This is a genomic window from Deltaproteobacteria bacterium (assembly GCA_016930875.1).
GTDB lineage: Bacteria > Desulfobacterota > Desulfobacteria > Desulfobacterales.
Genome location: JAFGFW010000004.1, coordinates 1 through 25,580 on the forward strand (window position 1 = coordinate 1; position 25,580 = coordinate 25,580).

Annotated in this window: 23 protein-coding genes; 22 read left to right on the top strand and 1 reads right to left on the bottom strand. The window is 49.8% G+C overall.

The window, feature by feature from the left end:
• The first annotated feature begins 190 nt into the window (after positions 1-190).
• From JW883_00335 to JW883_00425, 19 genes are all read left to right on the top strand, one after another.
• Positions 191-5,044 carry a hypothetical protein gene (locus tag JW883_00335; GenBank protein ID MBN1840717.1) on the top strand — a complete coding sequence of 1,618 codons (4,854 nt, stop codon included), beginning with the start codon at positions 191-193 and terminating at the stop codon, positions 5,042-5,044.
• A gap of 153 nt (positions 5,045-5,197) precedes the next feature.
• Positions 5,198-5,704, top strand: coding sequence for a hypothetical protein (locus JW883_00340; GenBank protein ID MBN1840718.1), 507 nt, complete (start codon positions 5,198-5,200; stop codon positions 5,702-5,704).
• A 146-nt stretch (positions 5,705-5,850) separates the two neighbouring features.
• The gene (locus tag JW883_00345) at positions 5,851-6,228 is read left to right on the top strand and encodes a hypothetical protein (GenBank protein ID MBN1840719.1); all 378 of its coding nucleotides are present in this window, start codon (positions 5,851-5,853) and stop codon (positions 6,226-6,228) included.
• 236 nt (positions 6,229-6,464) lie between these two features.
• Positions 6,465-7,316, top strand: a complete 852-nt coding sequence (locus JW883_00350) for a UDP-N-acetylglucosamine 1-carboxyvinyltransferase (protein ID MBN1840720.1) — start codon at positions 6,465-6,467, stop codon at positions 7,314-7,316.
• Positions 7,270-9,753 carry a DNA internalization-related competence protein ComEC/Rec2 gene (locus tag JW883_00355; GenBank protein MBN1840721.1) on the top strand — a complete coding sequence of 828 codons (2,484 nt, stop codon included), beginning with the start codon at positions 7,270-7,272 and terminating at the stop codon, positions 9,751-9,753. Before JW883_00350 ends, JW883_00355 begins: the two co-directional genes overlap by 47 nt.
• A gap of 289 nt (positions 9,754-10,042) precedes the next feature.
• Complete coding sequence (locus JW883_00360) at positions 10,043-10,411, top strand: cupin domain-containing protein (protein MBN1840722.1); 369 nt, start codon at positions 10,043-10,045, stop codon at positions 10,409-10,411.
• 200 nt (positions 10,412-10,611) lie between these two features.
• Positions 10,612-10,797 carry a hypothetical protein gene (locus JW883_00365; GenBank protein ID MBN1840723.1) on the top strand — a complete coding sequence of 62 codons (186 nt, stop codon included), beginning with the start codon at positions 10,612-10,614 and terminating at the stop codon, positions 10,795-10,797.
• A gap of 54 nt (positions 10,798-10,851) precedes the next feature.
• Positions 10,852-11,286, top strand: a complete 435-nt coding sequence (locus JW883_00370; protein ID MBN1840724.1) for a hypothetical protein — start codon at positions 10,852-10,854, stop codon at positions 11,284-11,286.
• Positions 11,283-11,936: a hypothetical protein gene (locus tag JW883_00375; protein MBN1840725.1), complete on the top strand. Its 654-nt coding sequence runs from the start codon at positions 11,283-11,285 to the stop codon at positions 11,934-11,936. The genes JW883_00370 and JW883_00375 overlap by 4 nt, the downstream gene beginning before the upstream one ends.
• Positions 11,937-12,361: 425 nt before the next feature.
• The gene (locus tag JW883_00380; GenBank protein MBN1840726.1) at positions 12,362-13,759 is read left to right on the top strand and encodes a hypothetical protein; all 1,398 of its coding nucleotides are present in this window, start codon (positions 12,362-12,364) and stop codon (positions 13,757-13,759) included.
• Positions 13,760-13,771: 12 nt separating this feature from the next.
• Positions 13,772-14,740 carry an orotidine-5'-phosphate decarboxylase gene (gene pyrF / locus JW883_00385; GenBank protein MBN1840727.1) on the top strand — a complete coding sequence of 323 codons (969 nt, stop codon included), beginning with the start codon at positions 13,772-13,774 and terminating at the stop codon, positions 14,738-14,740.
• 4 nt (positions 14,741-14,744) lie between these two features.
• Positions 14,745-15,422, top strand: coding sequence for an orotidine-5'-phosphate decarboxylase (pyrF, locus tag JW883_00390; GenBank protein MBN1840728.1), 678 nt, complete (start codon positions 14,745-14,747; stop codon positions 15,420-15,422).
• A gap of 404 nt (positions 15,423-15,826) precedes the next feature.
• Complete coding sequence (locus JW883_00395) at positions 15,827-16,750, top strand: sensor histidine kinase (protein ID MBN1840729.1); 924 nt, start codon at positions 15,827-15,829, stop codon at positions 16,748-16,750.
• Positions 16,751-16,775: 25 nt separating this feature from the next.
• The gene (locus tag JW883_00400) at positions 16,776-17,327 is read left to right on the top strand and encodes a DNA-binding protein (protein ID MBN1840730.1); all 552 of its coding nucleotides are present in this window, start codon (positions 16,776-16,778) and stop codon (positions 17,325-17,327) included.
• Positions 17,328-17,392: 65 nt separating this feature from the next.
• On the top strand, positions 17,393-17,566 hold the full coding sequence (locus tag JW883_00405; protein MBN1840731.1) for a hypothetical protein: 174 nt from the start codon (positions 17,393-17,395) through the stop codon (positions 17,564-17,566).
• A gap of 64 nt (positions 17,567-17,630) precedes the next feature.
• On the top strand, positions 17,631-18,323 hold the full coding sequence (locus JW883_00410; GenBank protein MBN1840732.1) for a hypothetical protein: 693 nt from the start codon (positions 17,631-17,633) through the stop codon (positions 18,321-18,323).
• A 1-nt stretch (position 18,324) separates the two neighbouring features.
• A complete protein-coding gene (locus tag JW883_00415; GenBank protein MBN1840733.1) occupies positions 18,325-18,609 on the top strand; it encodes a hypothetical protein in 285 nt (94 codons plus the stop codon).
• Positions 18,610-19,275: 666 nt separating this feature from the next.
• A complete protein-coding gene (locus tag JW883_00420) occupies positions 19,276-20,409 on the top strand; it encodes a hypothetical protein (protein MBN1840734.1) in 1,134 nt (377 codons plus the stop codon).
• A gap of 212 nt (positions 20,410-20,621) precedes the next feature.
• Entirely contained in the window at positions 20,622-21,038 is a 417-nt protein-coding gene (locus tag JW883_00425) for a DUF2784 domain-containing protein (protein MBN1840735.1), read from the top strand.
• A gap of 190 nt (positions 21,039-21,228) precedes the next feature.
• Here the strand turns inward: JW883_00425 and JW883_00430 are convergent, their stop codons facing one another.
• On the bottom strand, positions 21,229-22,743 hold the full coding sequence (locus JW883_00430; GenBank protein MBN1840736.1) for a hypothetical protein: 1,515 nt from the start codon (positions 22,741-22,743) through the stop codon (positions 21,229-21,231).
• Between the two features lie 1,006 nt (positions 22,744-23,749).
• Between JW883_00430 and JW883_00435 the strand changes: the two genes are divergently transcribed.
• From JW883_00435 to JW883_00445, 3 genes are all read left to right on the top strand, one after another.
• Entirely contained in the window at positions 23,750-24,043 is a 294-nt protein-coding gene (locus JW883_00435; GenBank protein ID MBN1840737.1) for a BrnT family toxin, read from the top strand.
• Positions 24,040-24,279 (top strand): BrnA antitoxin family protein, encoded by a 240-nt coding sequence (locus JW883_00440; protein ID MBN1840738.1) that lies wholly within the window; start codon positions 24,040-24,042, stop codon positions 24,277-24,279. Before JW883_00435 ends, JW883_00440 begins: the two co-directional genes overlap by 4 nt.
• Before the next feature lie 156 nt (positions 24,280-24,435).
• Complete coding sequence (locus JW883_00445) at positions 24,436-25,377, top strand: DUF2156 domain-containing protein (GenBank protein ID MBN1840739.1); 942 nt, start codon at positions 24,436-24,438, stop codon at positions 25,375-25,377.
• Positions 25,378-25,580 lie beyond the last annotated feature (203 nt).

A 25,580-nucleotide genomic window follows, 5' to 3' on the forward strand; every position in this document is an offset into this window, starting at 1 on the left:
AATCCAACTCAGCATACAATCTTAACCGTTGGGCCAAACATGAAAAGGGAGATTAAGAGTCAAATCTATACTGCGGGATTGATGCCGACAGTCGGCAACGCCAAGTTCGCCTGGGTGCAGCACACTATCCACCACCTCGCGAGGCCTAATTGGAAGTATGGGAAATTTTGAGTAATACTCGGACGCAAACATGGAAATAGCTTCTCTGTGGTTTGATGTTGATGCACCGGCTGTTGAGCCGCCAACGGTAACCCGCGAGCAAGTGCTGCCTTTGGGTAGCCTTTCTTGGGAAAACTTCGAGCGGCTCTGCTTTCGACTCGCGCATCGTGGCGGTGACGTAGAGGATGCTCGGATCTATGGCGAGCGCGGGCAAGCCCAGGAAGGGATTGACTTGTATGTCCGACGCGCAACTGGGGACTACGCGACGTGGCAATGCAAACGGTATCAGGAGTTAACAACTACAGATATCAGGGAAGCCGCCTCAAAGTTTTTAGAGGGTGATTGGGCAGGTCGAACTAAGTTATTTCGACTGGCCGTTGCGCCCAGTTTGAACGCAACTCAGTTGGCTGAGGAAATCGAAAGGCAACGCATACGATGCGATGCCGTGAACATCACCTTTGAGCCTTTGGATCGAGATCACCTCTCGCTAATGCTGAAAGACCATCCCGATTTAGTCGACGACTTCTTCGGTCGTTCTTGGGTCGAGGCATTTAACGGACCTGAGGCAGCGGCGAGCCTGTCTGGACGCAAACTCAGTCGGGAACAAAAGCTCAATGCTCGTCGTTTCATCCAGACCCTATATGCGACTCACTTCCAAACGGTCGATGGCGGCATCCCGGCGGCAGCCCCGGTATTCCGCGGCGCCATACCACCAGTGCCAGTCTTTGACCGCTATGTGGAACCGGCCATCGAACTTGTCGAATCCATTATCGAACAAGGACAAGCTCCGAACGTTCAGCCAGAGAGCAATACCCAGGACGCTGTCCAAGGGGTGCCAGCTACGGGATTTCGCAGGCGCGAAATTCGGACGAAGCTTGCATTGTCGGCAGGATTGGCGATCAGCGATCGCTTTCTCCTGCTCGGGGGCGCTGGCTTTGGGAAAAGTTCGGCTCTGCGAGTGGTCATCAACTCCCTTCTAAGCGATGGTGTCCGATTTCCAGCGCTCGCCAAGTCGTGGGGGCAGCGGCTGCCGTTGCTTCTGCCGTTCGGATTTCTGACAAGCCATTTTGCTGAAAATAAGACCCCCACAGTTGAGGGTGCGCTCAAGGCGTGGCTGATGGTGCTCGGGGCCAAGAATGACGTGTTGATCCTACTAGAGGAAATGCTGGAGGACGAACGCCTGCTCTTGCTTGTGGACGGCCTTGACGAGTGGCAGAATCGCGAGGCAGCCGTGACAGCGCTAACGGCTCTGACCACCTACGTCCAGACGCGACGGCTGCCTCTGGTTGCGACGGGTCGCCCGCTGGGTTTTGAGCGAATCAGCGACTTTGGCCCCGATTGGAAGCGCGCAAATCTTCTTCCACTTACCTCCGATCAGCAGCGGGAGTTCGCGAGTTACTGGTTCAGGCACTTTCACAAAGCAGAGGCGGTATCGGATGCGGTCGCGTTGGAGCAAGCGGTCATGCGCGATGCAACAGGATTCGTCAACGAGCTTTCTGAAGACCCAACCTTGTCCGAATTGGGCGGCATTCCGTTGCTGCTTTCAGTCATGATCTATCTACGACTGACTGGGCGTGTTCTTCCGCATAGTCGTCTTGCTGCGCTTGAGGAACTTATAAAGGCATTGCTGGAAGACCAACCCCGCCGCCGCGCTCAAGCAGCAATGCAGCGCGTCGATCAATCGGCGGCGCGTTCGCGACGTATCCGGCACGGAATTGAGTATCTCGCTTATTGCATTCACCAGGAACCCAACTCCATCGTCCTTTCAAATGAGCGTGCGGCACAACTCTTGAACGACTACTTCCGCTCCAATTTTGAACTACCCGCAAGCGAGGCTGATGATTGGGCCACTCGCGTTCTTGAATTGGGCCAGCACGAGTTCGGGGTTTTGGTGGCTCCGCAGGAACATCACGTCGGGCTGTTGCACCGGATCTTCCAAGAGTATCTCGCGGCAAAGCACCTCGCACGGCTTTCACTCGACCAAGTGAAGAGTTACTGCGCGAACACCGGCTGCAAGGCTCCTTGGCATGAAGTAACATTGACTCTGATGCAACTACTCGAGCGGCGGGACGACGTCGATGGATTGATCGACGAACTCCGCAAACCCGTGGCAGATTACCTTGATGAACCTTTACAACAAATCCTTCTCACTCGCGTCGCGGTGTCCGAGATCAACTGCTCACGCAGGAAGGCCTGCGAGTTGCTATCGCAGGTTTTTTCGTGGATCGAGTGCGGGCGATGGATGCCTCTACGCCGTGCGTTGGTGCAAGAAGTGGCAGCAGGTTTGGAGTCCGAACAAGTGGCTGCCCCGCTATCAGCCCGGGCAGCTCGGTGGTTCCCTGGCCGGGTAAAGTGGCTGCATGACATTCCCACCGCTGCGGCAGAGCAGCCCACGACCGAGACGGTTTCTGACCTACGCCTCGCACTGCACAATTGCGATAGCAGCTATGAATACCGAGGCATTGCCGAGGCTTTGGCGTCCTTCGCGCAAAAGTGCCCTGAATTGGTCGACGAGTTTCTTCAAATTTTAAGGGGGCCAGCGGAGCCGGAACTGATGGGAGCGGCGCTACACGCGCTTGCAACAGGATGGCCGACACACACGGCCCTGCCTTCCCTTTTGGAAGCTGCCAGCTCTGCGCCGGCGAAGGCACTTCGGTATGTGGCGATCCTGACACGCTATAAACGCGGTGAAAGCTCACTTGAAGTCCGCGATGCCCTCGTGGATTTCTGCCGCGAGGGTGAGTGGTCGTGGCCTTGGGATAAAGAGATCGTGACGGCATTGGTGACCGGCTGGCCGCGTGATCCTCAGCTCATGAGCGGAGCACTAGAGCGCATCCGCGGTATCGGATATCCCAAATCTTGGGCTTCCAAACCCGCAATGGAGTATCTGCTTCGTGGATGCCCCGGAGACGATGCAGTGGCGCGAATGCTGGCCGACCAACTGGCGAAAGAGGACCGTCACTATCCTGAGTTAGACATTCACGAGGTTCAAGAACCTCTCCTTGCCGGATTCGCCAAACATCCGCTACTGGTCCTCGCAGCCGAAGCATGGCTGGACAAGAATGCAGTGACGCATCATTCGCCCCTGGATATTGCGGTCATCGCAAAATTGGGAGGGACGCCAAAGTGCCGACGGGCTTTACTCGACTGGCTACGGCGAGGTGAATGGCATCCCGCATGGATTATTTCTACTCTTTTGGAGATGTCTGGAGGGGACGATCCTGAAGTTCATGCGGTTCTTGCCGACTACATACGCGACGAGCAGCGACGTTCGTCGGCAGTGCGCTGGTTGCCGGACATCGTCCCTGAGAGGGAAAAACTTGGCGTCATGCTCCGAGACATTTTGCGCGACGCCCATGTTTTCGATTCGTGTTCAGCTTTGGAGATTCTGGTGGATAAGGAGGGGCGCGACACACCAGACCTTTGGTCGCTGGTTGAATCAAGGCTTGCCAACGACAAGGGCGGCCATTATTGGCGGCTGGGCCACCACACTATTTTGAAAATCTGGCCAGAGCATCCGCTGATACGCCAGCTGGTGAAATCAACCATCTACGGCGAGGATATGTCGATTTCTGCGCTATGCCAGGTTTATGGAAGCGATCCTGAAATACGTCCACTCCTCGATAGCACCATGCATGTGCTGCATAAGGACCTTCGGGTTGAATTCGCTCGCGCCATCGAGCCATTGGTTAGGAGAGGTGTGCCAGCTGCTGTTGCCATCGCTGTGGAGTACAGAAACGAACCGAACGGCGAAGCGCGCACAGTTGCGGCGCGTGCATACGCGCGAGCCCGTATCCGGGAGGCCAGTAAAGTTCAGGACCTGATCGAAGCCCTCAGTGCGGACCTCGCCGGGTTCTCTATAGGAGGTCAGCGACAGCAAGCCGCAGCTGCTGCATTATTGGAGCTTGGCAGAGTCGACATTCTGGCTCAACAGCAAGAGGCCGGCCGGCCGCTCAAATTTAGCACATACTCGGACGCAAGACATAATTGGGAGTTCATAGCGACCGTGGTGGAGTATTGGGAATTTTTAGCCGAAGCTGTGCCCGACATATGGGAACGATTCGATAATTCGCCGATAATCGCCACCGAACTCGCAAAGGCTGGCAAAAGTGCTCACGCGCTCAGCCAAACTCAAGTGTTTGAAAACGAGGTCCGCACGGGAAAACAACTGAAGGTCGAGCAAGTGCGGGTTTTGATTGCACTGCACGGGCATAGTGCTCTCTTGCGCGACTTGTTCTTGGGCCGCCTGCAGTTCATGGCGAGGCAAAAAACAATGATGGAATTGGAAAGAGCTGCTTACGCTGCAATGGCTTCTTACCTGGCCGACCATTTCCACGGAGATGAGGCTGTCAGCCAAGTGATGCTCTCAATACCAAGGTCGTCATTGATTGGCGACGTTGTTTTCATTGCACTTTGTCAAGGATGGCCAGATGCACCGCCGATCGTAGCGGCCGCGGAGAAGTTGCCAACGCTCATCGAAGGGCGCGAGCCAGTCACCGCTTGGTTGTTCGCGTCTAAAGCGGACGCCGCCCTTATGGCAAGGTATCTCATGAGCTATCCAGACAAGCTCATGCGCAGCCATTTCGGAGAGCCGCGGGATGGAATAGCAGCGGTGCGCAATCGACTTCAAACGGATCAGGAGTGTCGGAATCTGGTGTTTGCTAATCTTCAAAACGCTACCGAGCTCAATACCCGAATTGCGCTAGCTAAGCTGCTCGCGCCATCGATGCGCAACGATCCGGCGTTCCATACTTGGATTTCGGATCAGTTGGGCGGTGCACGGGAAAACAGTCGCGTCATTTGTCAGCTCGCGTTTGACGTGCTTGCGAATGCGTGTAAGCCCGTCGAGTTCGCATTGCTTGAGGCGGCTTTGACCCGGTATTAGGAAGGACGGGGGGACGCTCTTGAGATGCTGAAATGTGACGAGAAGAACCGCCCAACAGACGCTTGCAACCGACGCAAGGGGCCGCGCGGTTGAAGCGGATCGTTGGCTGGCAGTAGTAGAAACGCAACACCTAAACAAGGAGGAGAGACGATCATGAGCGAGAAAAGGCCTATAACACCCCTATCAGAAGAGGCTGTGTCGTTCATCGAGTCTGAGTCCTTCGACGCCATTCTGCGTGCCGTCGATGAACTCTACATCAACGTGTCGTGGTGCGTGTGGCATGAAGGAGTTCGCATATTCGATGACTCCTATCCTGGCAACATGGGCGATATACACGTCATCCGTAATGAATGCCTTCGGGAACAGACGCACAATGATCACGCGGCGGAGATGATTCGGAGGGCGAGCAACAACGCTATCAAGTATTGCCTGATTAGAACGGAGCGTAACGTTGAGGCGGAACACCAACTGAGTCAGAACTTCAATTGGGTCTCATGGCATGAAAGAAGAAGAGACGATTTACGCGCGGCCCTCTCTAGACGCGACTTCAATCGGATCAGGTTGATATATTGGGCAGAACAGGAACATAACCCGAACGCCAGGCATCTGCTTTCTTGTGTCAGTAACTATTGGGTTGAGCAGCTTGTCAATGCCCTTTAAGTGAGTGTCTGACTCACGTATCAGCCAACAAAAACTTGCACACGCAAGTGAAGGATGCACGGACGCATCCTTCACTTGCGTGTGATATGGGGCCGTTGGGGTCTAAGGAAAGGATAGGAGATTAGCTAAAAGGAGGTGATTCTATAATGAGATCAGGATTACCGAAGCTCAGGGATGGCGTTGAGTCTCTTACGCTCGACCTGACAAACCTTCCACCCGTCGATGCCGCAGCGTCGACGGGGAGGTGGGTGTCCGAGGTGAGGGACTACGAGGGATACGGTCAGTTTCTCATCATCAGGTTCCCTTGCAAGGTGCTGCACCTTGTTGCGAACTTCCGTCCCCTCGAAGATGCGACGCTCAAGGTCATGATACGTGTGCACTTCCTGAACGCGTTGGAGAATAAAGCATACGCGTTTATTGAGGCATTGGATTCCACGAAGTACATCAATGGGATCGTCGATCAACTTTGGACGGAGAAATTCAGGTATCAGATCGACATGTGGGTGAATCTGGAGATGCAATGATGATTGACTCGCCTGGCATTTGCGTCTCAGTTTGATCGTTAGTGCGCCAGGCGCAGCCTGGCGCTTCTTATAGAGTGACCTGTCCTGGTTAATGGACAGGAAGTCTTTATCGGGCAAAGCTTAACCAGCAGCCCGAAGAGAATTGGGGTCAGACCTACACATTTGACAAAATATCAGGGTTTGTAAAATGTGTAGGTTTGACCCCGTGGGTTTTGCATATCAAGGGCCTGGAGCAAATGGGAGCTCATATCTCCCTTGAGCACGGCTATATCGATGCCCGGGCCAGATCACTTAAGGGGGCTGACATATATTTTGACATTGTTACCGTAACGGGCACTGAGAACCTGATGATGGCGGCTGCCTTGGCCGATGGTGTAACCATCCTGAGGAATGCGGCCCGTGAACCGGAGGTGGTGGCCCTGGCCTATGCCTTGAATCAGATGGGCGCTCATATAACAGGGGCGGGCACGCCCGTTGTGACCATTACGGGTGTTGACGGGCTTAAACCGGCCTCCATAACGATAATACCGGACCGTATCGAAACCGGCACTTTCATGATTGCCGCCGGTGTGACCAGAGGAGATATCAAGATCGTAGGGTGCGAACCGGCGCACCTTGCAGCCGTTATCCATAAAGTGCGACAGGCCGGCATCACGGTTGAGGAGGAGCCTGACGGTCTTCGCGTCGTCTGCGAGGCGACCATCTCCAGCGTTGACGTAAAGACGATCCCTTATCCCGGGTTTCCGACCGACATGCAGGCCCAGTTTATGGTGCTCATGTGTTTGGCCTCGGGCCTGAGCGTAATCTCCGAGACTATCTTTGAAAACCGTTTCATTCACGTGAGTGAACTCCAGCGGATGGGCGCAGACATCAAGGTGTCGGGCAGCACTGCAGTCATTCAGGGCGGAAAACCCTTGACCGGCGCGCCGGTTATGGCAACGGACCTGAGGGCGAGCGCATGTCTGATCCTTGCGGGTCTGGCAGCAGAAGGGACTACGGAAATCTCCCGGGTATATCATATAGACCGGGGCTATGAAGCCATTGAAAAGAAATTGGCTCAACTGGGCGCCCGGATCCGGCGGACCTGAGGATAGTGGAGGAAAAAGGCTGTATGCCAGGCCTCTGATCCCGGTCTTGCCGGCCCTTATGGGCGGAATCTCAACGGGTCTCTATTTGCCTGGCCTCCCCTGCACTTTCTTGGCTATTTGTGTTCTATTTCTTGTCTCCATTTTTTTCGCCGGAAAAGGGCGCAAGGTTCGCCTCCTTCCCCTCGCCCTTTTTTTTCTTCTTGGTTATTGGCTGCTTCAGGGCTGGATAGCCCCGGAGCTTCCGGCCAACCACGTTTCCCGTTTTATTGATGGCGATGCCTGGCACATCATCGGTTCGCTGGATGGCCGTCCTGAGCTTTTTCCCGATCGAACGCGTTTTACTCTCAAAGTGAAATCGCTGACAAGGAAACAGGTCTCTTATCCCGTCACCGGGTCCATACGTGTCACAGTGCGTGGAGATGTGGGAGACCTTGGCTCAGGAGACACGGTCGGCTGTCTGGCGAAACTCAAAGAGATCCGGAATTTCAATAACCCGGGCGGTTTTGATTACCGGCGGTATATGACCTTCCGGGGTGTCTGGGCCTCAGCTTTTGTCTCCAAAGAAGACTTGTTGATCAGATTGCATGGCCCGGAGACCAACCGGTTTAGTCAGGCCGTCGCCCGCTCAAGGCAGGCCGTATACGGCCTGCTTCAAAGGGCGCCTCCGCAGGAGGCCAGGGCCGTGCTGAAAGCCCTCATCCTGGGGGATCGAAGTGAGATATCCGTCAAGAGCCGAGAGGTATTCAATCGGATCGGCATAGCACACGTTCTGGCCATCTCAGGGCTTCACATCGGCATGGTGGCCACGCTCGCCTTTTTCGTTTTCCGGTATCTGCTGGCACGATCTCAAAGAGTTCTTTTGGCCGCCTGGGCAACCCGGGGCGCCGCCTTGATGAGCGCTCTTCCGGTGCTCTTTTACGGTTTGCTGGCCGGCATGTCGCCTGCCACCCAGCGCGCTGTGATTATGGTGATGGTCTTTCTCATCGCCATGCTTTTGGAACGGGAACATGATCCCATAAATACCCTGGCCGTGGCAGCCCTTGTGATCCTGATCGCAAGCCCGACGGCGCTTTTTGATATCTCCTTTCAGCTCTCTTTTGTCGCCGTTTTTTCCATCCTCTATACGCTGAGAAATCTTCCCTTTGTCTTACGGCTAAGGAGCGGCCCGCTTAGCGCACTAAAAAGGCTGGCCCTCTTTTTGCTGGTTTCCGCAGCGGCCATCCTGGGAACCCTTCCCATAACACTTTATTATTTCAATCAGATATCTCTCATCGGACTTTTTTCGAATTGCCTCATGGTCCCCTTGATCGGCTTTCTGGTTGTGCCGCTCGGTCTGCTTTCGGTTTTGTCCCTGCCCTTTACTTCCATGGGCGCCCTCTGGATCATGAAGGCTGCAATCGTCATCATGGACGGCGGAATGGGCTTGGCCGTTCTTTTTTCAAGAATCCCTTTTGCTTCCGTTAAGACCGTAACCCCCACCTTGATCGAGATCGGGCTCTACTACGTCCTGGCATGGATACTTTTTAACTTCAGGAAGACACGCCTGGCAAGGGGCGCCCTCATCGCCGTTGCGCTAATCGCTTTGGCGGATACGGCTTACTGGGCCTGGCAGCGATCCGGCAACGAGCAATTAAGGATTACGTTTATAGATGTCGGCCAGGGGAGCGCGGCCCTTTTGGAACTGCCCGGCGGGCCGTGCATGCTCGTAGACGGCGGAGGATTTTATGACAATCGTTTTGACGTAGGGGCGAGGATCGTGGCGCCCTTCTTGTGGCGAAAGAAGATTGCCACCGTGGAGACCGTTGTGCTTTCACATCCAAACTCGGACCACTTAAACGGGCTCCTGTTTATCGCCAGACACTTCAATGTGCGGGAAGTCTGGATGAACCAAGAGTTTGTGCCTGTCGAGCAGTACCGAGAGTTTCTGGAGATTATCTCGGAAGAAGATATCCGCATTATGGGGCTAGAGGAATTGTCGGCAACCAAGTCAATCAACGGGATTAGATTCCAGGTCCTTTATCCTCCTACGGACTTTCTTCAACGGAAAACCAAGGACCCCTGGCGGACTTTAAACAACAACTCTCTTGTCTTAAAGGTCTCGTTTGACGGGGTCTCTTTTCTTCTCACCGGAGACATTGAAACCGAGGCGGAAAAGGAGATTACAGGCCTTCGAGGAAACGCGCTTAAGAGCACCGTGTTGTTGGTTCCTCACCACGGAAGCAAGACCTCTAGTTCATCAGGCTTTCTGGAATCAGTCGATCCCGCCATGGCCGTCATATCAGCAGGCTGGAAAAACAGGTTCGGATTTCCCCACCGGGGTGTTCTCAAACGCTATGAAGCCAGGGGTTGTAAGGTGTTTCGCACTGATCTCGAAGGTGCAATCACGATTACCACAGACGGAACCGAGGTTAAGGTAAGACCTTTTTTGTGCGACTGAAAAAATGGTGGCTTCTCAAAAAGTCAGGGCTGTTTGCTTGCCACGGTATCCTCAAACCCACCCTTTACAATCCCCATAAATATTTGATAAGTTTACCCCAACGCGGCTCAGTTCGACGATCTTGGATCGCAAATTTCATCAAAACTCAAGTTATCCCAGCCCACGGCGAGCGAATCGGCTATACGAGGTCAAAAAATAGTCGCAGAGGAAGGCTTAAGTCTATTGGAGAAAATAAAGCTATAATCCAATGGATGTCCCCCAAATACCACCCCTCACAGGAGGAGGTACTATGTCAGAAAGTAAATTGGTCGTACACGAAAGCCAAGGAAAAGTAGTTCCTGATATTTGCGGAACGGCGGTGGAATTGATCAATGCGAGGACATCTGGTTCCCAAAAAGTCAGTTTTGCGAAACTGATAATAGAACCCGGAAAAAGGTCTCGTCGCCATTACCACAAGGAGACAGAGGAGATATACTATATCCTATCAGGATCAGGGAAAGTCATCATAGACGATGCGGAATTTGACGTAGGTCCAGGTCATGCCATGCTTTTGCCAATAGGTGTGTTCCATGAAATCGCCAATACGGGAGGCAATGACCTTGTTTTCGTGTGTGCTGATGCCCCTGTTTTTGATGAAAACGATGTCTATGAGGAATGAGCTACCAAAATATACCGTTCCACAAAAGCAACCATTTCCCGGCAGGATTCGGCGTTTTCCCCATGGCTGAGAAAATTTTCCTTGACACACCACCTCGCTCCATGGTACGCCACCTTGTAACATAACGGAACGCATAAAAACAGGCTACCACAATTCACGCCGTAACGGCACGGCGCAGTCCACGCGAGGTCTTGACTCTTATGGCCAAAATCACCATCCACCTTAACGAAAGCGAAGCAAAGCTAAAAAAATTGATCAAAGATTTGCAGACGTCAGGCCCTGAAACAAATCCTTATTTCAAAAGGTCGGAAAGCGAAATTGCCAAGATGATCCTTGATCCAGCCCTATCGAAAGCACACAAAAAGTATGTGGCGGCCGGGCAATAGGGATTGTCTCCAGATAGCCTTTATGATATAAAATAAGTTTTTTTGGATTAATCCGTGGAAACAAGCAGGCAAGTACTTGTTGATTGGCTTGAACGGGCGCTGGTCAAAATGCAGGGGGATAATGCTTCTGCCGGACCGCTTATGAGCGATAGCGTCATGACAGCTCTTCGTGAGCTACAAGTCTGTTTCAACCCTTTAATGCTCGAGAATTCAGATTCACGAACTCGACTTGTTGCTTTCTTCTTGAACGCCTATGTGGACTCCGTTTTTATGGATTTGCTTGGTGATACACCCGACGATACCGACGGAGTACTTCAAGCCGTAAGGGAAAAATTGTTCATGAATATCGTCGAAAACCTCGATTATCTCTTGGAATGCCTGAAAAATGGTGACAACGTGCTGGACGTACTTGAAAGGTTTGTCGCGTCTTATACGGATTCCGTTGGTGAACTGAACTATAAAGACATTCAACTAGGGGGGGGAAGATGAGCAATGTGGACAAGTCGGTTTGTCTGGATATCCTAGAATGGGGTCTGAGAAATAGCTGGTACTATTACCAGAGTGGGCAACTTGGTAAGGCTTACTATAGCCTGGACACTGCTATCCTCGGAGATGACTTTGAAACCAAACGGCCTCCTCAGCACGAGGTGATCAAGGCATTGGTCGAACAGTCTATTATCCGGATCCACGAGATTGAGCGACAAGAACCGTTTGATCGGCTTGCTTTTATTGACAAAGCTGGACATGGGCCTGTTGGAATGATTGCCCTTTCGAGCTTCCTTATTATGAAGTCAAAAAAGGATGGGATGTACGTGCGGCCTTACCGCAGGACGTTGCGGTCGATGACAAGAGGAAAGCGTCCTAATGTTGGTGAGAAGATTTTGATCGTTAGCGACGTAGCGACGACTGGTCAGACGATATTAAAAGCGGCTTCTAAGCTTTGGGAGGCTGGTGCGGTAGTAACTGGGGCTCTTGTCGTTTTTGATCAGGATCTAGGAGCTACAGAAAACTTGCGTGTCAAAGATATTCCGCTCTATAGTCTGATTACAAGAAACGAAGCTCAGAAGGCTCCCAATCGCAATATTACTTTTCCTGAAGGAGAGGCAGTAGTCCTCCGCGAGTTTGGTGGCGTTATGTGATGTTTTCTGCCTATGAGAAAAGGAACTGCCTAGAAGCCCTCCAACGTTTTCGTTAAGGGCTGGATGTATGAACTGCTGTGCACACCAAAATTGTTTCAGAAACTATTACCCTTCTTGAGTCCGGAGATGCCCAGTGCAGGCAGGAAATAACTTATCACAACACCGGTGACAATCCTTTCGATTTCTCTGGAATTTTCCAGATTTTTTTCCACAAAGACTGTCACGAATTTTTAATCCCCCCCGGTCCTTGCCCAATCTCGCCACAGATAGTAACGGTGTCAGAAGAACCTTTTCAAAAAAGGGTTCAGTGTTCGCTGTCTGGTTCGCTAGACTCTGGAGCTTCGGTAAGTTTTGCTCTCGAATACAGGTGGAGCTCTTTTCGCAATGACGCTGGGTTCAAGAGAATATCTGGAAGGTTTGAGTCCTTGACTACCTATAACCTCACTGTTGTTCCCAATGACAATTCCTTCTCTGGCCACTTGATATATGTAAAGGATGGGGACGATATTCTTACCCGTCTCCGGGATTACAACGTCACGGAAGAAGGTCATCTTATTGTTACCAGACAACATCTTGGCCCAAATTCGAACATGGACATTCGTATTAGCGCAAGAATACCGCGAATTGAACTCCCTGTAGTTGATGACATCGCTCGGCGTTATGAAGGTTCTTTCAATGGACAATATGTTGTGCTGGCAATCCTCCACTTGCTAAGGGATTCTTTGGCCTTTTTCGAAAGGCTTCTGACTATGGGGGCTCAAAAAGAAAATATTTTTGTGTTGGGAATTCCATATTCTTCAAAAAGCGAAGTGATCGACCATTTATTACACGACGGTTACCAGGTTACAGTAGCTCCGAGGGTTCATTATTTTAGTGAATTTGGGAATTTTGTTCGGGAGATACTACAAAAAGCTCTCCACCAATGCAAAACCACCGAGAGGGAATTGTTGATCATCGAAGACGGCGGATACGCCGCTCCCCTTTTTCATACAGATGCTGCCTTTTCAGGCGACCTGGATTTGTGTGCTGGGGCAGTCGAACAAACTGCGAACGGAATTTGGGCAGATCAAGAGCTGGAAAAGGCTGGTAAGTTGGCATTTCCCATTATGAACGTTGCTGAGTCCAATATTAAAAAAGAACAGGAATCTCCATTAGTCGGTCAGGCGATTATTCAAAACATCAATGCACTTCTTGCCGGTTATGGCGAGGGGTTGACCTCAATGAAAGTTGGTCAGTTAGGATTTGGTTCCGTTGGACAGCCTCTGGCAAGGCAAATTCAACAAGATGGCGTCGACCTGACAATTTATGATCTTGATGAAAACCGGCGCGAGGAGGCAAGGAGAGAAGGCTTTGCTGTTGTCGACACAGCGGGAGAGTTGTTTCCGCGCAAGACGCTTATTATTGGTTGCACAGGGAAAGAGGTCGTTGGTTTAAATGAGCTCAGGCAATTGGACCGAAGTGTGTTTTTCGTCAATGCAAGCTCAAAATTACGCGAGCTAAAATACCAAGAATTCCTCGATGTTGCAACCAAGAATAAATTAGTGAGAGGAATAGGAACTGAGTATAGGCTAAAAGGCCGACAAGGCATCGACATTCGTCTTTTGGCAGACGGATTTCCTGTAAACTTTTTTGAAAAATCTGAGAGTATACCAGACAAACAGATTCAGTTTATTATGGCTCTTCTATTAAGTGCTGCAGGCCATATGATTACAGAAAATATTACTGATCCAAAAATTGTGGAAATCCCGAAAGAACTTGAAGATACGCTGCAACATGTGATGAACTTGCATGAGGAACCCGGGCTGATCAAGATTAGAAATTAAGGAAGGTTTGTCATGGAAAAAGTAATCGAAGCATTCAGCGACCGACTTCTTGCGCAGATTGATTCGAAGAAGAGCTTTGTTGTTGCCGGGCTCGATCCTGAGTACCTGAAAATTCCAATTGTGTTTCGCAAAAAACATGCTCGAAAGTTTGGAAACACTTTGACAGCTGTAGGAAAATCCATTGTTGCGTTCAACAAGTGCATCATAGATATTGTGGCTCCTCTTGTGCCTTGCGTTAAACCCCAGATTGCTTTCTACGAAATGTACGGACTTGAGGGTCTAAAAGCTTTTGTCGATACCGTCGCTTACGCGAAGAAAAGAGGATTAATTGTCATTGAGGATGCAAAACGGAATGATATAGGTCATACTGCTCGTGCATATTCGAACGGTCACCTAGGTATGGTAGATCTTGGATCCGCACCCGAACAACCTATTTTCGATGTAGATTCGATTACTGTCAATCCTTATTTGGGATCGGACAGCATTAGTCCATTCCTTAAGTCTATAGAAAAGTATGGGAAGGGAATCTTTGTGCTTGTAAAAACTTCTAATCCTTCCTCAGTCGACATTCAAGACTTGGTTTTACGGGAAGGCAACATTCGACTATTTGAGCATGTTGCTACACTTGTCCATGAATGGGGAAAAGGTTCAATCGGATCAAGAGGTTATTCTTCGGTCGGAGCTGTCGTCGGAGCGACGTTTCCGCAACACGCTACGAATCTTAGGAAGATGATGCCCCAGGCTCTCTTCTTGGTGCCTGGATACGGGGCGCAAGGAGCCTCTGGAAAAGACGTAGTCAACTGTTTCAACAAGGATGGATATGGGGGGCTAATAAGTGCCTCAAGATCGATCAACTATGTTCACGGTAATGATCTAAATATATCAAAAGATTCTTTCAAAAATTTCGTCAGGACAGCCGTCGATAACATGAACAATGATATTAATAAGTCTTTGATGGTCAAAGGGCTCCTTCCCTGGTAGCGCTATGAGAGCCTTCCAGAGGTTGTACGACAGGGGTATAATATTCGCTCCCGACTTCGTTGAACTGGATAAGTGCTTCGAAATAATTGGTAAATGCAGGGAATACTTCAGCGCTGTTAAGTTGGGAAATCTAACGCTGTACCAACATGGGATCAAGGCTGTGAGGGAACTGAAAGAGCAGTTTGATATACCAATAATATGCGATTTCAAGCTCATGGACATACCCGACATCGCCGAAAGAGTCTTGGGATTAGGAGCCGAAAACGGAATGGACGGCGCTATGATTTGGGGGCTGGCTGGAGAGGAGACGATTTCTAGGTGTATTGCTTCATTTCCTGAGATCATGATTTTTGTGCTAACAGAATATACTCACAGCCCCGAAGCTATCAGTCGAAAGGTCGGCGACCAAATGGCACACATGGCTGCCGAGCTTGGAGCATATGGTATTCAGGCACCGGCAACACGTCCAAGGCGTGTAGAGGAACTCCGAGACATAATTGGGGAAGAACTCAAGATCATCAGTTGTGGAGTTGGACATCAAGGAACACCTTATGGCCATGCAGTGAAACATGGAGCCGATTTCGAGATCATTGGACGATCAATTTGCTTTTCCCAGAATCCCGCCGCAGAGTCCGAGAAAGCATTTAACGCCATTCTTTTAGCTCAAGCCACCACCCCCTAATGCCGGCGTCTCAATGTAACCGTCAAACCAACTCAATCTTCACAAGGTCCCCTCTCCGTGTCATTATGAGCGCCGATTTTTTAAGGAGATAATAGGGACGTTCGTAAATAAGTACAGTGGTTGGGTGGGTCCGTTGCCTATTTACTTACGTCTCTAAATACACACAGGAAGACCAAAGTGCGGCCTTTATGATCTCTGTGCCTGCGCCAACTCAGCCACCATCTTGTTTTGCTTCTTGACTCGAGGTATAGTCTGGATGGTGGGTTGCCTGGAAAAGGGAATTTCATGGTCTCCATCTATCGACCGAAAATCAATCGCTAGCAAAAAAAGTGTATTGATCCGAATTTCTCTGAAATAGCAGGAGGCCTTCTGGTGTCGTCCCAAAAACTAAATAGGGCGGTAAAATGATTTCTGACGTTACGATCTATTTTAAAGAAAATTGGGTTGATGAGCGCGGATTTGAGGAGTCTTTAAGTAAGGCTGTCCCAGAACCCCATCAGGAAGATATTTCCAAGGTCTCCTTCCATGTGCCCAAGAATTGTAAGATAATGATAGATTCAGGGATTCGCCTTTTAAGTCTGGCTAAGCAACTGAACCATGTTGGAAAAGAAGTCACCTTAATCTTCGAGGAAGGCGAAGATGGAACGATGGGTTATCTGGACAGGATTGGCTTTTTTGAACATCTAAACGAGGAAATAATGGTTTTGCCAGATAGGCCGTACTTTTCTGGGGCGAAGGTTTTTCGAGGATTTAACGAGGGGTTGGTTGAGATCGCTGGCATCAATCCAGGGCATCAAGACCCTGAGGTGCCTGGTAGACTGTCCGATGTGCTTGTCAAAAACATAAGTCACATAGAAGATTCCGATATGCTTGAAACTGCAACATACACGGTTTTTGCTGAATTGATAGATAATATATTTAGACATAGTTCCACTGAACTCGACGGTTTTGCTGCTTTACAGGTGTACAAAAACGGGGGGAGAGCCAAAGTCGTTGTTTCTGATAGTGGGATGGGGATTCTTGAAACCTTGAAGCCAGTTTTGAACCAGAATAATTCAAGGTTTAAAAGACGTTCCGACACTGACCTCATTGTTGAGGCGTTCAGCAACGGTCTGTCAAGGTTTGGAAAAGGAAATGGATGTGGCCTTAAAATGTGCGCAACTCAGGCGATGAAGTTCAAGGCCGAGCTGGATGTTCGGCTTCCAAACTCCAGGGTCCACCTTTTGCCTTCCCCGAACGGGTATGTGCCAGCTATGGCATATTGTTACGATGCAATCCCTCTCATCTGGGGCACTCATATTTGTTTCGATTTTTTCCTTGACAGATGAAAGAAGTTCTGTTTCACTGAACACGATGAATGAGAACAATAGGGTAATCATCCTTCGTGATTATATGGAAAGAGCCGATGGGTGGGGTCACGAGGAAGGACGCAAGGTTTTCAACGCGCTTTTAGCCGCCGTGGAGAAAACGCCAGCCATCCGTATTTTTAGAATATCTCTTGATGGAGTGAAGAGGACTGATGCTTCATTTCCCAGAGAGAGTGTTGTTGAACTAGCCAGGCGATATCGTGGGATCAAGGGTTTTTGTCTAACGAAAATTTCGAACAAGGACCTTCTCGACAACTGGGATGCGGCTGCTCTCAAAAAAGAACAACCGTTGATGGTTTGGAGCGAAGATCAATACCAGGTGATCGGACCGCGCCCCAGCGCAGGAAACAGGGAGATTTTTGAACTTGCTGTTAATCGTGGAAAGCTTACTGCATCGGCGGCTGTCAAGGAGTTGGGAATCAAGATTACAAATGCGAGTAACAAATTGAAACAGTTGGAAGTTAAGGGTTTTCTGCTGAGGGCAGACGATATCGCCGAAAGCGGGGGTAAAGAGTTTGTTTATTTTTCCATTAAATGATTTTTTTTATGGTTTCGTTCATTATGTTCACTGAACGAGAATATCGAGAAGGGAGGTGAAAGCTCATGGCAAAGAATCCACCAATAGGCGACGGTCGACGAGTTGGGACGGTGCGTGAAAGGTCCCAGACTTATAACCCGAAAAACGACCGTTGGGTTAAGAGGGATGCGAACACAGGACGATTCATGGACCAAAAGAGCGATGAAAAGCCTTTTAAAGGGGTTCGCAAAGAGCGGTAACATTTGTGGGGGCGACATAACTGAGCCCCTTTTCGTTAATCTGAAAGCAAATGTGGGGGTAACAATGATTACGCTTAAACAAATTCAAAGAAAATCGACCGTGCTGATTTTATTGGTTATTTTGACACTTTCCGGCTGCGTCACAATACCCAGCGAAGCACCTGAGCTATCGACAGAGCTGGGTAACAGGATCAGCTCAATCGAAAAAGCTCATATAGGCCTACTTCACAGTTTTTTTGATGAGAAAAGAAGCCAGGTTGACGTGTTCGTTCTTAACGAATGGGTTCCGACGTTTGCGGAGGAAATCTTCAAAACAGAGAAGATAGCAAAAAGATGGGACGAAGTCGTCAAATCTGGAGATAAAGTTGATCGCCTTGAATTTTTGGTAAGGCTGGGGCCTAGACTTCAGGCAAAGATCAACTCCAAAAGATTGGAATTGGTTAAGCCTCTGGATGACCTTGAAAGGTCTATTGAAAGGAAGCTCAGAGATGAGTACCAGCTGGCAAAAGCAATTAATAATAGCATCACGAGTTTTCTGGTTTCTGCATCGAAGGTTGATGAGAACCGAAGGCGGTACCTTGAGACCATCGGTGTGACTAATAAGGATATCGCAGGAGTGCTGGATGAAGTGGACTCTGCCGTTAACATGCTTCTAGGAAAGGCTGGGAGCGTTTCCAAGGGGGCAAATGTTGCAGAAGAGTACCTTGCCAAACTGAATAATGCACTTGAATCAATCAAAAGTAAGGAGGGCAAGTGAGATGGCAATCAATTGGGATAACTTCGAAAAAGGGCTAGATGATGAAATCAAAGCAGCCGGTAGCAGGACGGACGAGAGGCTTGCGTCAAGAATATCGTCACTGACAAGACTGACAGATGAGGAAGTTGTGGAGCTTTTTCCGGAACCAGCTGATCTTGAGCAATTGAAAGACCTAATGAGAATAGTCAAGTCCGCGGAAGGCCAGAATGTGAAGGTGACCAAAATTGTGGAGAACATAGAGAGCTTCGCAGGAATTGTCGTAAAGTTGTTGGACAAACTGTCGTAATATTACTGACAGTTTTCGTAGACATTGTTGGCTATTTTGAATCAGACGCCTCAATAGCCCCGGAGGACTAGTTATGTCTATAGTCAAATCCGGGGACGCTATACCCATTTTGACGAATTACATATGGTGTCCCCTGATTTTGCCCGGATTTCCGTCAGACAGACTCTGATTGTTGAATTTTGAGAAGCCGTCTGAACAAAAACCTGTATTGCCCGTAGCTAACTTCGGCCTGCATTGATCCGTTCTACCGGACTATGGCCGAGTTCATGGTGATGAAGACCGGGCCAACTCAATAAGCTATGGGGTCACCCATTAAAGGAGTCGTCAAGAGAAAAAACACCCCCCTGGGGCAAAAATGCCCTCTGTTTTTCATTGACGAAACGGTCTGGCTTTCCACGTCGGACTCGGCCCGATACTTCGGCTTTGTAGGATGCGGTAATTGATCCGCTCCAGTCACCCATCGGGATCAAGGCATTGTTCTTTGACAAATTGTCTGAACAGCCCATGGCCTTGCCGGCCCCAGAAAAAAATCAGGGTACTAGGGTCCATTGGATTATAGGTTTACAATTTAGTAGATGGGAAAAGCACGGTGTCTCGGTCTGACACACTTGTCTTCCAGTCTAAAGCGGAAACGAACTGATCAAACCTTAGCGGAGGGGAGTCGCCATGAAAATTGATGCCCATTATTATGCCGTATTGTCTTTTTGCCGGGCCTGTGGATTCAAAAAAGAAAGTGCCGGCGTGGTCGCGTATGCTTCTCAGTTTGTCGATGATGCAAAGATCAACCACATAGTGCTTAAAGAAGACCCTAAAAATGAAGGTATCAAGGTTGAGAAAATTCAAGGGCAATTTTCTTTTTTAAACATGGCAACATGCCATAGCTACACCCGCGTAAAGACTTTCAACTATAGTGCCATGACGCATAACACGTGTGCCTTCCACTTTGTCCCCCGCTGCGATGGCCCAAACTTCCCCAGAAAACTGAAGTGCAAAGAAGAGTCTCCTGTTATTTTGGATATTTTGAAAGACGCCAAGAAAGAAGACAATCTTGTAAAATTGGGGATCGTGCTTCATGCCTATGCCGACACCTTTTCCCATCAAGGATTTTCCGGCCTTATCAGCAAGGTGAACGACATTAAAAAATGCAAAATCATAGGCTCCACACCCTGGATCTGGGCAGACAAGCTGCCGAGGCTTGTCACGTGGCTCCGCGAGGGCAGGGATCACGACTTTATTGACAGGTTAACCGACACCATTATTCCCGGATACGGCCATGGTCAAGCCATGGTCTATCCTGACCTGCCCTATCTGCGGTGGTCCTACGAATATGACTTTACGGACGAGTTTTCGACGCAGTACACACCCACTGGGGAAATCGATAATAGGCTAAGGTTCAAGAAGGCCTTTGAGCGTATCAAAGGACACCTCCAGGAATACCTCAAAAACCATCCGAAACACGTCGATGACCAATTGCGGTTCGACGCATTTTCAGCCCTTTTTGATGCCCTCTTGGCTAAGAAGAACGACAATCAACGGATAGAAAACTGGAAAAAGGTCATGGTCGATCACGGACTTTTCCTGCCGAGCGATACGGAATATAAATACCATGAAGACCGCTGGCTGAAAGCGGCCTTTAAAAACTTCGAAAGAAAGAAATTCCACCGGAGGAAAGTGACGGGCGTTAACTTGGCGGAAGACTTTGAGAACTCTCACTGGTACCAGTATTACAAAGGTGTTAAATGGTATAAGGAAAAATTCTTTGGGTACTGCAAAGATCACGGCCTAGAGATCCCCAGATAGGTACCGTCGTTTCCTTCTTCAGGACCAAACCGGACGGTGTGCTTATCTACCTGATGGTCCCCCAACTGTCCCCAGCAGCGCGTTCCCAATAAAGATGAATGTTTCTGAAAAGATATGAAAACCTGGTATTCATCATCAATGGTTATGGCTTTGGCTCACCAAGGGATGAAAGTTCCTTAAGCATCAACAACAAGGTATACAAAAAAGATTTGATGTACACGTTCCTTGATCTTTTCTTCAGCGTATTTCATGGCAGCTTGGTTGTACTTAATCTAACCGGTTGGGCGTGGAGAAGGACACGACGCATACATTTGATAGCTATCGGCCTAACTATCTTTTCTTGGTTCGGTTTAGGAATATTTTATGGTTGGGGTTACTGCCCTTCTACGGACTGGCATTGGGAGGTCAAGCGTGAACTCGGAGAGACTAACTTGCCGAATTCATACGTCAAGTACTATGCAGATAAACTAACAGGATTTACATGGGACCCTTTGGTTGTGGACGCGGCAGTCCTTATTCTGGGTCTCTTGGCATTTGCTCTATCATGTTGGCTGAACTGGCGGGACTGTACTTCTGATAGGTATGCACGGCGCCATGATTCATTGCGGGGTCGGTGTGGTCGGGGGTAGAAAAGGGCCGCAACCGATTCGCATGGCAAAAACGGTGGTGCAGGCCGGGTTTTGTTAATTCGGACGTAGGTTATTTGATATTGACGAGGATTTCGGATCTTTGGTTTTCGATCTTGACTGTTTCCTCAAGAGATACTTCACGCACCCCCGTGGGGTGTCTTCTTCAAAGCCAAGCTCTGGGCGTAGATGTTTACTCCATGTCGGCGTCGATGGGCACCCAACGTCCATTGGCGATTTTGTATACATAAAGATTTTCCATATACTTTAAAAAGGCCAGTCCTAGGGTAAAGGGCGTCCAGAAGCAGGCCGTCATAGCATAGTCCCATTGCAAGCTGAGATGGTAGCGATACTTGCCGATTTCAATCCGGGCAAACCATTCGCGAAGCAGCACGGTCCAGAATATCGGTATGCCGATGCCGAGAAGAAAGGCGAACACGGCAACCCCCCATCCGTACAAACGGCCCATGTGGGAAACAAAGAATCTTGGGGTTGATTCATCTTTGCCAGGAAGGTGCCGGCAGGTTGCTTTCCCCTCATGGAAGGTGTGTTCGGTGAGCCATTGTATCAATCCATAAAAACCGATACCCAAAGCCACGGGCAACGAAAACGTCGAGACCAGGGCTGGAATGACAAACAAGGGGGAGATTTTGGTGGCACTGACAAGGGTGAACTGAATAAGAAACCACACACAACATGCCGCCGGGCCGTAAAACAGCGGCCATGGAAATGCGTCGGCAGGTCGGAGTTCGAGCGGCTTGCCGTCGATTCTCACATGTTCGGCTAAAAACCCGAAGAGCAATCGCAGCCCCCGTCTGAAGCCGACCAAGGTGACAAGATAACCGAAGGAGCGCACGTTGTTTAGCAGGAGTTCCTTCCAGGTAAACGGCACGGCCTCGACTTTGGGCTCCCTCCGGATGTCTGCTTCCGAGCGAGTCTTGACTCTAAGCCGCTCTTCGGCCAAAGGCCAAGAAGAACTGTCACTGGGTGTTTCCGTTTGGCTATCGGGTATCTTTGCCAGCGTCGCGCCCAGGGCCGTGGCCGTGGAAAGCAGACTTTTTCCCGGCAGGTATGGATTTGCACCCTCTAAGAATTCTTGGGTGTGGCTGTCGACGATGATTTGACCACCAGTGCGCAGCAAAAGATTGACAAAGTTCCTGATGGAGGATCGGAGGTTCTCATCGGCCACGTCCGGGAATTCAGCATATTGGACTTTGGCGGCATCGATCAAAATCGGGCGCTTGAGATTCCTGGTAAAGACCAGGACACGAAGGTTCTCTTCTTCGTCTTCGCTGAAGACGGACAGAAGTCGGATATCGTGCACTGCAATTTCGCTCAAATCCATGCGATGGACGTCAATACCCGTTGGCGCAGCCGTGACCCGAGGGCATTCAAGCGGGAAAAAGGACAATGATTCCCGGTCGGGCTCCACACCCACCACCATTCGCCCCCCGATTTTCTGCAGCTGACGAGTCTTGGACACGGTCTTTTTAACCTTGCACACGGCGCCTGCCCGCAGCATCACCGCAGCATATTTTTGGGCCGTTTGATAATCGATGTCTTTCTTGACAACAACGGGCCTGCCCTGGAAAAGATTGGCAATGTCATCCTTGCTTTTCTTAAAGCAGGAGGCGAGGTTGACTCTTACCTGATCCAGGGCATGATTGGGGGCAATTTGACCATCGTAGACGACTTCATAGTTTTGCATGACCCACTCCTTGGCACCTATTTTGGACTCGCATTAAATCATATCGGCCGAGCGGGCCAAGTTATTAAGTTATAAGTGACAACCGAAAGCCGTAATCAGTGGCACAGGACCAATTTGGGGTGCTATAAGGATGTTTTTAGGGGCAAAAAGGAGGATATAGGGCTAGTAGACATGGCCGGAGCACAAAGACACTACCTTCCAGGACAAGTTTGGCACATCACCGATCGTTGTCACAAGACGGAGTCCCTCCTCAAGCTTGCAAAAGATCGACCAAGGTGGCTTAAGTGGCTTTTTGAGGCCAAGGGGTAACAGTGTTCTTCACTTTTAGAATGGTTCTGTGAAGCATTGGAGAAATACCGCTGGGGTTTCAAGACTTGACCAAAAAACGCTGAATCTGTCAGATGATGTTAAGAAGGCACTGAAAGACATGGCATTCTAACGGCTCAGATGCTTTGTTGATCCATCTCAATAACGGATTAAGGAGAGGTAATAGCGTGTTAGGGTCCATCGGATTATAGGTTTGCAATTCAGTGCCTCTGAAGATCTTTGAAAGCGGTTTGATTGGCACAAAGGCAAAATGGGTTTTATACACCAAAATCGGTGCATTTCATGAAAGCTTTCATCTATTTATGCACCAACATTGATTCTGGACAAAGAATTCATTATTTTGGTGTGATCCACGCAGCATTTTGCCGACTTCGCCAGCCTACTCCGCCGAAGTGGCAACGGCTACGAAGGCCGGGAAGTAGCCTTTGGCTACGAGCTCTCCGTCCGCCTGCGGGCCGAAGCCTATGGCGGAGAGCCCGAAGGCTACGGCCCGCAGGCGGACGGCTGAAAGCGTTTTATGCACCATACGATAAATCCGGCACTCAATTGAATCAGTATGTTGCCAAAGGCAAAACTGGTGCGTTTGTCGTTTGGCTATAGGGTCTTTTTTGTCCGTCAATTATTGGTTGGGCTTAAAATATCATCTTGACTTACGCATTATTATAAGTACAATGTACATATGAATGAGTTACGGTTTGAATGGGATGATCGGAAGAAAAGGGCTAATATCAAAAAACATGGCATTTCTTTCGATGAAGCGCGCACGGTCTTTTACGATGAGAATGCCATACAATTTTTCGACCCCGACCATTCAGAAGATGAAGACCGTTTTATCCTACTTGGGATGAGTCTTAAACTTCGGATTCTCGTCGTCTGCCACTGTTTCCGAGAAAGTGAGACGGTTGTTAGAATTATATCGGCCAGGAAGGCGGATAGAGATGAAGAAAATGAGTATTGGAGGCATAGACGATGAGAGACCATTACGATTTCTCCAAAATGAAAGGGCGTAAAAACCCTTACATCAAGTATCTAAAACAACCGGTAACTATGCGGCTGGACCGTGACACCGTTTCCTATTTCAAGTCCATGGCGCAGGAAACAGGTATTCCTTATCAGAACTTGATCAATCTTTATCTTCGTGACTGCGCGGTTCATCACCGAAAACTACACATGAAGTGGCATCCTGAAAATGCCGAACAAGGCGTTTGAGATTTATCGGAAAGATTGAAGACCTTCGTTTTGAATGCAAAGGGGCGCCTTATCACTTGCCTGATATTAAAAATAAACAAGAGTTGTCTGGGATAGTGGACGTCCATCGGATGATAGGTTTACAAGTCTCTGAAAAAAAACGCATACGAGGAAACCATGACTGATATCCGGCCTCTCAAATTAAGCGACCGTCCCAAAGTAGGGGAGTACCTTCGGCGTTATCCCCCGGAAGTTTCCGAGCTGACGTTTACCAACCTTTTCGTATGGCGGCATTCCAGGCCGATCTTTGTTGCCGAGGTGGAAGATTCCATGGTTTTTTTCACCAAAGGAGGGGACGGCAGCGGAAAGGCATTCATTTTGGGTCACCCCCTTGGAGAGGCTTCATTGCCAGGCTTTGCAGAAGGCCTGAGGGAGGACGTGGCGGGTTTTATCCGCATTCCCGAGGCAACTGCAAGAACTTTGGAGGCGGCGGACCTGGTGGTTGCCCCGGACAGGGACAATTCGGACTACGTTTATCGGGTGACGGACCTGGCCGAGCTGGAGGGACGTCACTATTCCAAGAAACGCAACCACATCAAACAATGTCTTTCCGACTACGCTTGTCAATATGAACCCCTTTCCTCCTCACTGGTCTCCGAGTGTCTGGACATGCAGGACCGGTGGTGCGAGGCGCGCCAGTGCGGACACCATCCGGGACTGTGCAAGGAGTATATAGCCATCCGGGAGATGTTTGACCATTATGAAAAGCTTCAGCTCCTGGGAGGGGTCATTCGCATTGACGGCGCCGTTCAAGCCTATGCCGTTGGAGAGGCATTGCGGCCCGAGACCGCCGTCTGCCATTTTGAGAAGGGCATGCCGGGATTTCAAGGGCTCGGTCAGCTCGTGAATCAGTGGTTTGCCAAAAATGCGTTGCAGGGCTTCCAGTTTGAGAACCGGGAACAAGACCTGGGCATTCCGGGGCTTCGGCAGGCCAAAAAGAGCTATCACCCGGCCCACATGGTCAACAAGTTCAATGCGTGGTTTTCCCCTGCCGACACGGGCCTCCCCTTGCCTGTTGATCCCCATGAATGTGCCAAACACGGAGTGGATGAAGCATGACGTGTAGGTAATAGGGGATGGGCTTGTCACAGATCTAAAACAATTGGATAAGTACCCGTATTGCGGCCACAGCGTTTTGATGGACAAAAGGAAAAACAGCTGGCAGGATGTAGATTACGTTTTAAGGCTTTATGGCAGCGAGCGTGCAGGCGCTCGTAGACGTTACCGGCAGTTCGTTAAAAAGGCAATCGCTGAAGGCAGAA